Origin of the sequence: Flavobacterium sp. 140616W15, assembly GCF_003668995.1 — a bacterium.
GTDB lineage: Bacteria > Bacteroidota > Bacteroidia > Flavobacteriales > Flavobacteriaceae > Flavobacterium.
In genome coordinates this window covers 4,564,592-4,578,218 of record NZ_CP033068.1, presented here as the reverse complement: position 1 = coordinate 4,578,218, position 13,627 = coordinate 4,564,592, and the positions used below count along the sequence as shown (strand labels likewise).

The 13,627-nt window shown below is 34.3% G+C and carries 9 protein-coding genes; 8 read left to right on the top strand and 1 reads right to left on the bottom strand.

Annotated elements, in window-relative coordinates; all coding sequences use genetic code 11:
- The first annotated feature begins 79 nt into the window (after positions 1 to 79).
- The 8 genes from porU to EAG11_RS20050 all read left to right on the top strand — a co-directional run bounded on the left by porU (position 80) and on the right by EAG11_RS20050 (position 12,303).
- Positions 80 to 3,922 carry a type IX secretion system sortase PorU gene (gene porU / locus EAG11_RS20085; RefSeq protein WP_129540743.1) on the top strand — a complete coding sequence of 1,281 codons (3,843 nt, stop codon included), beginning with the start codon at positions 80 to 82 and terminating at the stop codon, positions 3,920 to 3,922.
- A 35-nt stretch (positions 3,923 to 3,957) separates the two neighbouring features.
- A complete protein-coding gene (gene porV / locus EAG11_RS20080; protein ID WP_129540742.1) occupies positions 3,958 to 5,127 on the top strand; it encodes a type IX secretion system outer membrane channel protein PorV in 1,170 nt (389 codons plus the stop codon).
- A gap of 77 nt (positions 5,128 to 5,204) precedes the next feature.
- Positions 5,205 to 5,687, top strand: a complete 483-nt coding sequence (gene cdd / locus EAG11_RS20075; protein ID WP_129540741.1) for a cytidine deaminase — start codon at positions 5,205 to 5,207, stop codon at positions 5,685 to 5,687.
- A gap of 156 nt (positions 5,688 to 5,843) precedes the next feature.
- Positions 5,844 to 6,842: a pyruvate dehydrogenase (acetyl-transferring) E1 component subunit alpha gene (gene pdhA / locus EAG11_RS20070; protein WP_129540740.1), complete on the top strand. Its 999-nt coding sequence runs from the start codon at positions 5,844 to 5,846 to the stop codon at positions 6,840 to 6,842.
- Between the two features lie 3 nt (positions 6,843 to 6,845).
- Positions 6,846 to 8,480 carry a pyruvate dehydrogenase complex dihydrolipoamide acetyltransferase gene (locus tag EAG11_RS20065; RefSeq protein WP_129540739.1) on the top strand — a complete coding sequence of 545 codons (1,635 nt, stop codon included), beginning with the start codon at positions 6,846 to 6,848 and terminating at the stop codon, positions 8,478 to 8,480.
- A gap of 93 nt (positions 8,481 to 8,573) precedes the next feature.
- Positions 8,574 to 10,421 carry a hydrolase/aminopeptidase gene (locus EAG11_RS20060; RefSeq protein WP_129540738.1) on the top strand — a complete coding sequence of 616 codons (1,848 nt, stop codon included), beginning with the start codon at positions 8,574 to 8,576 and terminating at the stop codon, positions 10,419 to 10,421.
- A 383-nt stretch (positions 10,422 to 10,804) separates the two neighbouring features.
- On the top strand, positions 10,805 to 11,335 hold the full coding sequence (locus EAG11_RS20055; protein WP_129540737.1) for a carboxymuconolactone decarboxylase family protein: 531 nt from the start codon (positions 10,805 to 10,807) through the stop codon (positions 11,333 to 11,335).
- A gap of 89 nt (positions 11,336 to 11,424) precedes the next feature.
- Positions 11,425 to 12,303: a helix-turn-helix domain-containing protein gene (locus EAG11_RS20050; protein ID WP_129540736.1), complete on the top strand. Its 879-nt coding sequence runs from the start codon at positions 11,425 to 11,427 to the stop codon at positions 12,301 to 12,303.
- On the opposite strand, the gene EAG11_RS20045 is transcribed toward EAG11_RS20050, so the two are convergent.
- Positions 12,300 to 13,544 carry a glycosyltransferase gene (locus EAG11_RS20045; protein ID WP_129540735.1) on the bottom strand — a complete coding sequence of 415 codons (1,245 nt, stop codon included), beginning with the start codon at positions 13,542 to 13,544 and terminating at the stop codon, positions 12,300 to 12,302. The genes EAG11_RS20050 and EAG11_RS20045 overlap by 4 nt on opposite strands.
- Between the last annotated feature and the right edge of the window lie 83 nt (positions 13,545 to 13,627).

Below are 13,627 nucleotides of genomic sequence, written 5' to 3'. Positions count from 1 at the left end.
TTTTATTATTTACTATTACACTAAATACTATATTTTTACTTACCATAATATAACAATAATATTTTCGTTAAAATAGACAATGAAAAAAACACTACTTACTTTTTTTATCTTACTATATATCAACTCTTTTGCACAAACAAAAGATGATGTTATTTTAGACTGGCTTGACAAAAAAGACATGTATTTTGGTGAATTTAAAGTAAATGCCCCTTTGTTTTCGGGCAATAGCTATCATTTAAACTCCGATACGAAGACAATTTTATATACTTTAAACCTTACACAATCTAATTATTCTGAAAACAGCACCGTTCAATTATCAAATATAATCTACGAAACAATTTCAGAAAACCAACTTGGTGATTTAACCCAAAAAAACATACCCAAAAAAACCAATGAATCAATAATCATTTCTTCCGCAAGAGGAATTAATCAAGCTTTACTTACGTTATCTCCAATAATCAATGATGGAAACGGATACAAAAGAGTAAAATCCTTTACCTATAATATAATAACTAATTCTCAGAATAACACTTCTTCAAGAACATCGTTTACTCGAAGAAATACAGCCATCTCTAATTCAATATTAGCAACTGGCGATTGGTATCGATTTTACATTGAAAAATCAGGTGTATACAAAATATCCAAAAGCTTCTTACAAAGCATAAGTTCAGACTTAACTAAAACTAATCCTAAAAAAATAAAAATATATGGCAACGGCGGAAGAATGCTTCCTTTATCTAACGCAACCTATTATCCAAACGATCTAACTGAAAATGCAATTCAAATTATAGGCGAAAACGACGGAAGCTTTGATAATGATGACTATATTTTATTTTATGCTGAAGGCGTAGATACCTGGAACAACGAAAGCAGAACTTCTAATAATTTATACGACAATAAATCATACTATTATATCACTACTCAAGGAGGAGACGGAAAAAGAATCTCACAAATGCAATCCCCATCAGGAAGTAGCACAATAAACATCTCAACATTTGACGACCACAAACACCACGAAAAAGACCTTGTAAATATTGCACATTTAGGACGTGAATGGTACGGCGAAGCATTTGATATTAACAACGAACAAGAATTTGATTTTAACTTTCCAAATATTGATACTTCAACCCCTGTCAAAATACAAGTTAAAACAGCATCCGCTTCCTTTACAAACACCTCTTTTAAAATTTCGGCAAACCAACAAGAAATAGAAAACACTAATTTTAGTCCACTAAATACAAATTCTGAAATTAAATTCTACACCGATTCTATACATTCAAACAAAACATTTCCTGGAGCCGAAAACATAAAAATAAAACTCAGCTACAACAACGGCGGAATCCCAGGTTCAAAAGGATACTTAGATAGAATTAGCCTAGTTGCAAAAAGAAAATTACAAGGTTATGGAAAACAGTTTCTTTTTCAATATGATCTCGCCGATTCAAGCCTAGGAATTGCAAGTTACAACTTAACAAACACAACTGGAATTACTCAAATCTGGGATGTTACAGACATATATAATGTAACAACTATTCAAAACCAGAACCAAAGTACAATCAACTTTAAAGCACAACTAGGTGAAGTAAGAAAATATACAACCTTAGACCCTTCAGATTACTACATTCCGCTTAAAGAAAACAAGACTAAAATTCCAAATCAAAACTTAAAGGGGACATTATTAAAGAATAACCAAAATGCTTTTCAAGACATTGATTACGCAATTATCACCCCTTCCTTTTTATCCAATCAAGCCGAAAAACTAGCCGCTTTTCATAGATCTCATTCTAATTTAAATGTAAAAGTAATCACAACAGAATCGATCTATCAAGAATTCTCATCAGGAAAACAAGATATAGCCGCCATACGAAATTGCATTAAATACATTTATGACAATGCCTCTTCTGCCGAAAAAAGAATTAAATATGTTAACCTTTTTGGTGATGCTTCTTATGACTACAAAGACAGAATCAACAATAACGGAAATATTGTACCTATATATCTTTCACTAAAAAGCAATACTTCTGGAGAAGCCTCATTTGCATCTGATGATTTTTACGGATTAATGGATAACAACGAAGGAAACATAACTTCTTTCTTTGGAGGAATAGATATCGCAGTAGGAAGAATGCTTATTAATGACTCCAGACAAGCAAGCGAAATGGTAAACAAAGTACTTGAATACCACGATATAAAATCATTTGGGAACTGGAAAAACAATTTTGTATTAGTCGCAGATGACTCCGACAAAGCTTCGGATGCCACACTACAAAGTCGCCAAAATAAATTAGCAGATATTATCACTACCGAAAAACCATTTTTTAATGTAGATAAAATACTTTTAGACTCTTATGTCGAAGAAGCCTCATCTGGAGGAGCAAGATATCCTAAAGCAAGAACCGACTTATTTAATGCATTCGAAAAAGGAGCTCTCGTTTTCAACTACCTAGGACATGGTGGTGAAGATGGATTAGCAGGTGAGCGAATTTGGGGAAAATCAGATGGACAAAATCTAAACAATCAATACAAATATCCTTTATTTATAACAATTACCTGCGAATTCTCCAGATTTGATGACCCTACGAGACCAACCGCAGGAGAATACACCTATTGGAATCCAAAAGGTGGAGCCATTGCCATGCTTACTACCACAAGATCAATTGGACAATTTAGCGCTGAAAACTTTAATGACATCTTATCTAAAAACTTATTATCATACGGATCAAATCAATACACCACCATTTCAGAATCATTACGTGTATCTAAAAATAGCAATCCAAGTTCATCCAGCAATGTCATTGTATATATTGGCGATCCAGCTTTAATGCTTGCAATTCCTAAACCTAAAATAAAACTAACAAAAGTAAACGATGTCATTATTTCTCAACCAATTGACGATTTTAAATCACTTTCAAAAATCAAATTATCAGGCGAAATAACAGATGAAAACAATAATTTATTAACAAATTACAACGGAGAACTAACAACTGCTATATTCGATAAAATAATCAAAGCTTCAACACTTAACAACAACGGATTTAGCCCACCAATGCAATTCAACACCCTAGGAGAAACTATCTTTAGAGGAAGCGCCTCAATCACCAATGGTTTATTCGAATTTAGCTTCGTAGTACCTAGAGACATCCGAATTCCGTTAGGTAATGGAAAAATCAGCTTTTATTCAAAAAAACAACAACTTCTTGAGAATCAAACTGGCTATGATACCACAATAAAAATAGGAGGAATAAATGAAAATGCACCCAAGGACAATAATAGTCCAAAAGTGCAGTTATATATGAATGATGAAACATTTGTATCGGGAGGGGTTACAAATGAATCTCCTTTTTTACTTGCGAATCTTGAAGATGAAAATGGGATAAATACTGCAAGTGGAATCGGACATGATATAGTTGCAATTTTAGATGGAGACGTCAGTAATCCTTATATATTAAACGATTACTACCAAACGAAATTAGATGATTACACACATGGAACATTACGTTTTCCATTCCGTAATTTAGCACCAGGATTACACACCGTTTCGGTAACAGCATGGGATGTTTACAACAACCCAGTAACTGCCGAAATTCAGTTTGTAGTATCAGGAGATGACACAATTACATTAACGCATGTTTTAAATTATCCGAATCCGTTCACAACCTATACTGAGTTTTGGTTTTCACACAACAAACCATACGAACCTTTAGAAGTTCAGGTACAAGTAATGACAATTACTGGAAAAATTGTTTGGACAAAAAACCAAATTATTACCACCGAAGGCTTTTTGTCTCGGGATATAACTTGGAACGGAAGAGATGATTTTGGAGATCGAATTGGTAAAGGAGTTTACATCTATAAACTAACAGTCAAATCGAACACAACAAATAAAAAAGCAGAAAAATTCGAAAAACTTGTCATACTTTAATTAAATATTATATTTGTTTACTATTAAAAACCTAGATGAAAAAAACTACCCTCATTTTAACCTGTCTTTTTATAGGTGTTTTAGCAAAAGCACAAGAAAGAACAATCACAACCGCAGTACCTTTTTTATTAGTAGCTGCCGACGCTAGAGCAGCTGGTATGGCCGACCAAGGAGTCGCCACTTCTGTAGATGCTTTTTCTCAACAATGGAATCCCGCAAAATATGCCTTCTCAGAAGACAAACAAGGATTTTCTGTTAGCTACACTCCGTATCTTACCGATTTAGTAAATGATGTCTCCTTAGGGCAAATCACCTATTTCAACAAAATAAACGACCGTAATGCATTTGCTGCGAGTTTCCGTTATTTCGGTTTTGGCGATATTGCATTACGAGAAACAGATAACCCATTAGAACAAGAAAGAATCGTTTCTCCAAATGAATTTGCTCTTGATGGATCTTACAGCTTAAAACTGAGCGAAAAATTCTCAATGGCAGTAGCCGGAAGATACATTCGTTCCAATCTAAAAATCGCATCAGAAAACATAGACGCATCACCTGCAAGCTCATTTGCAGTAGACGTTGCTGGTTTCTATCAATCTGAAGAAATTGCTTATAGCGATTTTAACGGTAGATGGAGAGGTGGTTTCAACATCCAGAACATCGGACCAAAAATTAAATACGACAACGACGAAATCAATGCTAATTTCTTACCAGCTAACTTAAAAGTAGGTGGAGGATTTGACTTTATCTTAGATGATTACAATAAAATCGGATTAGGTGTAGAATTTAGCAAGTTATTAGTTCCAACACCACAAAACCCAGATTTAAATGGTGATGGCACAATTACTCCAGATGAAAGAAATCAAAATAGAGAAGATTATCGATCCATAGGATGGGCATCAGGAATATTTAAATCATTTGGAGACGCACCAGGCGGTTTTAGTGAAGAATTAAAAGAAATCACCTATAGCATTGGTGCAGAATACATGTATCAGGATTCATTTGCATTTCGCGCAGGTTATTTTCATGAAAGCCCAGAAAAAGGAGCTAGAAAATTCTTTTCTTTAGGAGCTGGTTTCAAATACAACGTTGTTAAAGTAGATGTTTCATACCTATTTTCTACTTCAAACGTAAAAAATCCATTAGAAAACACACTTCGTTTCTCTCTAACGTTTAACTTTGGGGACAAATACGAAGTATATTAATCGCGAATAATAAAAAACAATTATAACAATCCAAATTTCAGCTTATTGAAATTTGGATTTTTTTTCCTAAATATATAATGAAAGAAATATCTATTACAACACAATTTTCAGTTTTTGAATCTATCGAAGAACTTTCAAAAGACATTCAAGACTTAATGAACGAAGCAATCGCTATTCGTAAAAAAGCCTATGCTCCATATTCTAGATTTAGAGTTGGTGCAGCCTTACTTTTAGATAATGGTAAAATTGTTTTAGGTTCAAATCAAGAAAACGCGGCTTATCCTTCAGGTCTTTGTGCTGAACGAGTAGCTATTTTTCATGCAGGAGCTATTTATCCAGAAGCTAAAATTTTAAAAATTGCAATTTCAGCTGCTTCAGATACCAATCAGACAATAGCCCCTATTCCTCCTTGCGGATCCTGCAGACAATCAATTGCAGAATATGAAATAAAACAAGACACCCCTATAGAAATTTATTTCATGGGCGAAATAGGTGCAATTTATCAATCGGCATCACTAAAAAACTTACTTCCTTTTATGTTTGATAAAAAGTTCTTGTAAAAAAAGCCAAATATTAGCTTTTAAATTTTAGTTCTAAGTAGGAATGTCTTATTTTTGCATCCCGACCCATTCGGGCGCAAATTTGTGGGAGGAAACTATTTTGCGCTATAGGCAACAATTGATAACAGAAACACTTTAGCAAAAGAAAGAATTCAGATGAAAGAAGTTACAAAAGAGGTATATTTAAAGTGGTATGAAGACATGCTACTTTGGAGAAAGTTTGAAGACAAACTAGCAGCATTGTACATCCAACAGAAAGTAAGAGGATTTCTTCACCTATACAATGGTCAAGAAGCAGTACTTGCTGGTGCATTGCATGTCATGGATTTGACAAAAGATAAAATGATAACTGCTTACAGAAATCACGTACAACCAATTGGTATGGGTGTTGACCCAAAACGTGTAATGGCTGAACTTTTAGGAAAAGCAACAGGAACATCTAAAGGAATGGGTGGATCTATGCACATTTTCTCAAAAGAACACCGTTTTTACGGAGGTCACGGAATTGTAGGTGGACAAATTCCTGTAGGAGCTGGTTTAGCTTTTGCAGATAAATATTTTGAAACAGGTGGTGTAACCATGACTTATTTTGGTGATGGTGCAGCAAGACAAGGTTCTTTACATGAAGCTTTTAACATGGCTATGTTATGGAAACTTCCAGTAGTATTTATTGTTGAAAACAATGGATATGCAATGGGAACTTCTGTTGAAAGAACTGCAAACCATACAGATATATGGAAACTTGGTTTAGGTTACGAAATGCCTTGTGGACCAGTTGACGGAATGAACCCAGTGAAAGTTGCAGAAGCAATGTACGAAGCAGTTGAAAGAGCGCGTCGTGGTGATGGTCCAACATTCTTAGAAATGAAAACATACCGTTACAGAGGACACTCAATGTCTGATGCACAATTATATCGTTCTAAAGAAGAAGTAGAAGAATACAAAAAAATTGACCCAATTACTCAAGTACTTGACGTAATAAAAGATCAAAAATTTGCTACTGAAGAAGAAATCGAAGAAATAGACCAAAGAGTAAAAGACTTGGTAGAAGAATGTGTGAAATTTGCTGAAGAATCTCCATATCCTGATTTACAACAACTTTACGATGTGGTATATGCACAAGAAAACTATCCATTTACACCTCATAAACTATAAATCATGGCGATAAAAGTAACAATGCCTCGTTTGAGCGATACTATGACGGAAGGAACGGTAGCAACTTGGCTTAAAAAAGTAGGAGACAAAGTTAGCGAAGGAGATATCCTTGCTGAAATTGAAACCGACAAAGCAACAATGGAATTTGAGTCTTTCAATGAAGGAACTCTTTTATATATAGGAATCCCAGCTGGAGAAACCGCTCCAGTTGATTCATTATTAGCAATTATAGGAAACGAAGGTGAAGATGTTACGGCATTAATCGCTGGAGGAGGTGCTCCTGCTGCCGAAGCTCCAAAAGCTGAAGCTGTAACTACAGAGGCTAAAACAGAAGCAGTTGCTCCTGCAAAAGCTGCAACTGAATTACCAAAAGGTGTTGTTGTAGTAACTATGCCTCGATTAAGTGATACTATGACTGAAGGTACAGTAGCAACTTGGCTTAAAAAAGTTGGTGATGCTGTGGCTGAAGGTGATATTCTTGCTGAAATCGAAACAGACAAAGCAACAATGGAATTTGAGTCTTTCAACGAAGGAACATTATTATACATTGGAATTCAAGAAGGAAACACAGCTCCTGTTGATAGTTTATTAGCTATCATCGGACCTGCTGGAACAGATATTTCTGGCATTGCAGAAAACTATACTGTTGGTGGCGCTCCTGCAAAAGCAACAACAGAAGAAACTAAAGCAGCTCCTACTCAAGAAACAGCAGAAACTGTTGAAGTCGTTAGCGATGGAAAAAGAATTCTTGCTTCACCATTAGCAAAGAAAATTGCTTCAGATAAAGGAATTCAATTATCACAAGTAAAAGGGACTGGTGAAAACGGACGTATTGTAAAAAGCGATATCGAAAACTTTACACCTGCAACTGCTACTCCTGCACAACCAGCTGCAACTACTGCTAAAGCTCCAGAAGCTACAGTAGCTGCTCCAAAAGTTTTTGTTCCTGCTGGAGAAGTTTTCACAGAAGAGATCAAAAATTCGCAAATGCGAAAAATTATTGCAAAACGTCTAGCAGAATCATTGTTTACAGCTCCTCACTATAACTTAGTGATCGAAGTAAGCATGGACGAAGCAATGACATCTAGAGCTACAATAAATAGCGTTCCAGATACAAAAGTATCTTTTAACGATATGGTAATCAAAGCTTGTGCTTTGGCATTGAAAAAGCACCCAAAAATTAATTCACAGTGGAAAGAAGATGCCATCATCATCAACCACCATGTAAATATTGGTGTTGCTGTAGCTGTTGAAGATGGATTAGTAGTTCCTGTATTGAAATTTACAGATGCTATGAGTTTATCTCAAATTGGTGCTAGCGTAAGAGATCTTGCTGGAAGAGCTAAAAACAAAAAACTTGGACCACAAGAAATGGAAGGAAGTACTTTTACAGTATCTAACCTTGGAATGTTTGGTATTACAGAATTTAATTCAATCATAAACCAACCAAACTCTGCCATCCTTTCTGTAGGTGCTATTGTAGAGAAACCAGTGGTTAAAAACGGTCAAATTGTAGTAGGAAACACAATGATGTTATCATTGGCTTGTGACCACAGAACAATTGATGGTGCAACTGGTGCTCAATTTTTACAAACATTGAAACAATATATCGAAAGCCCAGTTACTATGTTGGCATAATTCGTTATTATTTTATATTAAAAATCCCATTTTGAACTTTCAAAATGGGATTTTTTTATTTATTTTACATTTTAAACCAATTTTTTATAAAAAATGAAAAAAATATATCTACTAACCCTCTTTTTGATAGCATTGGCCTGTCAGAAAAAAGACGAAACAAATAAACCAACAGTTACTAAAGATGAACATTCTTTCTCAAAACCAGAGTTAGCCGTTGTAAAACACTTAGACCTTGATATCAAAGTTGATTTTGAAACACAATCCATTACCGGAAAAGCATCTTGGAAAATCGACAACGTTAGTAAAGGCAACGAAATTATCTTTGACGAAAACACGCTTAACATTACTAAAGTTACTCTAGGTGATGATGAAAAAGAAACTAAATTCGAGCTCGGAAAAGATGTCGAATTTCACGGAAAACCACTTCACATTACAATTGAACCAAATACAACCAAAGTAAATATCTACTACAATACAACCAAAGACGCTGTAGCATTACAATGGCTAAAACCTGAACAAACGGCAGACAAAAAGAAACCTTTCCTTTTCTCACAAGGAGAAAGTGTTTGGTCTCGTACTTGGATTCCATGTCAAGACTCTCCATCAGTTCGTTTTACTTATAATGCAAAAGTTACAGTTCCTAAAGATTTAATGGCTGTAATGAGCGCAGTTAACCCTCAAAAGAAAAATGACACTGGTATTTACACTTTTAAACAAGACAAAGCAATACCATCATACTTAATGGCAATTGCAGTTGGAGACATCGAATTTCAATCAATTGATGACAGAACAGGTGTTTACGCAGAACCATCTGTTCTTAAAAAAGCAGCATGGGAATTTGCTGAATTAGGAAAAATGGTAGTTGCTGCCGAAAAACTATATGGCCCATATCGTTGGGGGCGATATGATGTATTAGTCCTGCCACCAAGTTTCCCTTATGGCGGAATGGAAAATCCTAACTTAACATTCCTAACTCCAGGAGTTTTGGCTGGTGATCGTTCATTAACTAGCTTATTAGCACATGAATTAGGTCATAGCTGGAGCGGAAACTTAGTAACCAATGCAACATGGGATGACATTTGGCTAAACGAAGGATTCACCACTTATGTAGAACATAGAATTGGTGAAGCAATCTTTGGTGAAAAAGAATTTGAAATGCAAAATGTTATCATCCGTAAAGAACTAATTGATAATATTGCTGAACTAGGAGACACAAGCCCAGACACAAGACTTAAAGTTAGTTTAACTGGAAGAAATCCTGATGATGGATTAAGTTTAATACCTTATGTAAAAGGGTATGCCTTTTTGAAAGTTATCGAGAATGCAGTTGGACGCGAAAAATTTGATGTTTTTATTAAAAACTATTTCGATGCAAATGCTTTTAAATCTATTACAACAGAAGATTTTGTAAAATACATAAATGAAAATCTAATTAAAGGAGACAAAGCACTGGCTGACAAGATAAAACTAGACGAATGGATCTACAAACCTGGAATCCCATCAAATATTACCCCTGTGAGCTCACTCGATTTTGATGCTATCGATAAAATTCAAAAAAGCTGGAGAGAAACTGGCGTTAAAGGATTAAGCAAAAAAATCACGACAACTACAGAAAAACAACATTTTATAGACAATCTCCCAACAGATATTACTGTAAAAGAAATGGAAGCACTTGATACCGAGTTCAACTTTACAAAAGGCGGCAATTTTATTATCAAGCGTCAATGGTTTGTTCCTTCAATCCGTTATAAATATACAGCAGCTTACCCTGCAATTGAACAATTTTTAATTTCTACTAGCAGAACAGGATCAGTAATGATGCTTTATAAAGAAATGGCAAAAACCCCTGAAGGAAAAGTTTGGGCAAAACAAATCTTCGACAAAGCAAAATCAGGTTATCACCAAACAACAATTCAAGCTGTAGAAAGCATTTTAAAATAGTATTCAGTTTACAGTCGCAGTCTCAGTTTTTAGCTTACAATCTGGCCGAAGACTGTAACTGAAAACTGCAAAGAAAAAAATCCCCAGTTACACCTTGTAATCGGGGATTTTTTTTATTCTTATTTCTCATTCCTGACCTAATAAACAAAAAACATTCTTATGAAAACAATTACCCTAGCCCCGATAGAAGTGAAAATCCTTTTGCTTTTATCTTTAAAAAGCAAAAGATTGTAACGAATAGCGGGATTAGCTTCTAAAAAAACACCTCAGGAAAAATTATCCATTACATAGCGTAAATTCTCCATGTTTTAAAATCTGTATTCGTAGCACCTTTGTAATGTCAAAAGACAACAACAAATAAATAACATAAAAAATCAAATAAGATGACACGATTAACAGCATTAAACCCAGAAGAAGCAACAGGAAAAGCTAAAGATTTATTCAACGCTGTACAAGCAAAATTAGGAGTTGTTCCGAACATGATGAGAACAATGGGAAATTCTCCCGCAGTTCTTGAAGGATATCTAAATTTAAGCGGTGCACTAAGTCACGGGAAATTAGGTGCAAAAACAGGAGAACTAATTGCCTTAGCAGTTTCAGAAAGTAATTCATGTGATTACTGCTTAGCAGCTCATACCTATATTGGAGAAAAATTGGTAAAAGCAGATCCTGCAGTTTTGCAAGCTGCAAGAACAGGAAATTCAACCGATGCAAAAACTGAAGCCGTTTTACAATTTGCCAAAACATTAATCAGTAAAAATGGCTTGGTAAATGATGAAGATGTAAACAAAGTAAAAAATGCAGGAGTTACTGATGCCGAAATTGCAGAAACAATTGGACATGTAGCCTTAAATATTTTAACAAACTACTTTAATAATACAGCAAACACCGAAATTGACTTTCCAGCAGTTTAAAGTTTAAAGTAATTCAAGTAAAACAGTTTATAAAGATAGTTGTGAATTCTTTTCATGACTATCTTTATATTTTCAAAACAAAAGAAATCATGAGCAGTCAGAATGTTTTCACTTTAATTAATCCGCAAAATGGTAATTTAGCCTTTAAGTTACTCCCTTTTGACAACAACAGCCATTTTGACCATCTGCAGCGCAATAATTATTTCTCATTAATTTGGGTAACCAAAGGAAAAGGGAAAGTAAAAGCTGATTTTGCCGAGCATAATTTTGAAGAAAACTCACTACTAGCCTTTTCTCCTTATCAGCCTTTTATGCTCTGTGTAAGTGAACCAATTGAAGGAATCGCAATTCACTTTCATCCTGATTTTTATTGCATTCACATGCATCAAAAAGAAGTTTCCTGTAATGGGATTTTATTTAATAATGTTTATCAGCCACCATTTACAATTATTACAGAACAAGCTGCAGCAACTTTTAGAATGGTTTTAGAACAAATGAAAACCGAAATTCAAAATGCTGAATTGGCACAATATGAATTATTAGTTTCCTACTTAAAAATATTTTTAATTACTGCTTCCCGATTAAAAAACGAACAATTAGAAGAAATGAAATCAGTTCCTAATTCTAAAGAACCTTTTATTCTTCAAAATCTGAAAGATGCTATTGAGCTTAATTTTAAAACCAAACATTCAGCAGGAAATTATGCCGAATTGTTAAATATCTCATCAAAAGCGCTAGCAAAATTATCTAAGACGTATTTCAATAAAACACTAACTGATTTAATTGCTGAAAGAATAATAATCGAAGCCAAAAGAGAATTATACATGACCAACAAAACAGTCAAAGAAATTGCATATGAATTGGGTTATGAAGACGAGCATTACTTTAGTCGATTTTTCAAAACCAATGCTGATGTTTCGCCTCAAATTTATAGAGAAACAGTAGGTTTTGGAAAAATGGAAATCTAATTTTTATTTTTAGCCTCAATCCATTTAGACATATATTTTGTGCTTCTCATGGTATGATACTGCAACATACTTCCTATAAAGTTGTTATCACGATGGGATTTCAAATTAGATTGCAAATGGAAAATCATTTCCATAAAATCAGTCGCAAAATCATCTTTTAAATAACGGGTATTAATTATTTCAATTCCTTTTATCTGAGCTTCGTTCCATAGATTTTTGTCTTGATATAATTCTACCGTTGCTTTGGCGAAATCTTCAGCATCATCAATAATAAAGCCATTCCAAGGTAAATCACCATTCATTGCTTCCGCACCTATTGTTGTGGTTACACTTGGTGTTCCGGATTGCATAGCTTCAACTAACTTTCCTTTTAATCCTGCACCAAAACGTATCGGGGCTAATACTATTCTAGATTTCTGTACTACTTCTTGAGCATTATCAGCACGACCCATAATATAAAAACCAGATTTGGGTTGGTGCAATTGCAATACTTTTTGTGAAGGATATGCTCCATAAATATTTAAAACTGCATCTGGTAATTCTTTTTTTATCAATGGCCAAATTGACTCTTTTAGATATTGAACAGTATTCCAATTGGGTTCGTGCAGAAAATTACCGATAAAAACAAAACCATTTCTTTCTTCAAAAGGGGGTAATTCTTTTAATACATTTTCAGAAATTGAATTCAATAAAAAAGGCAAATAATACAATAAAGCAGCATCAATTTTAAATACTGACTCTAATAATTCCATCTCAAACTCAGAAATTATTAAAGACAAATCACAACGCAGAATACTAGCGATTTCTCTCTTAGCAACTTCTTCTGAAAATAAATCACTAACTACAAAATTTCTATTCTCTTTGAATGCTTTTTGACGAGCTTGACGCAAGCAGTGCAAATCCTCAGTATCCAAAATACGTAATGCATCAGGACAATTTTCAGACACGCGCCAACCAAACTGTTCTTCAATCATAAACCGATCAAACAAAACAATCGACGGATTAAGTTCTTTTATATAATCATCAAAACTGGAACAATTTAAAGCAATCGTTTTTTTCTCAATTCCTAACGCTGTCAAATCAATCATAAAATCACTATCCAAAGCTGGGCTAGCAAATGTAATATCAAATCCCTTTTCTTTAAAAATTGAGATTAACTGCATCATTCTCCCTCCTGCTGCCGATGAATTTGGCTCAGGCCATACAAAGCCAATTATTAAAAGCTTTTTAAGCTCACTCATATCCTATTTTATTTCTACTACAAAATAATACTATTTAAGCGGCAATATCATCATTAAACCCAAAAATCGGGAATAAAACACTA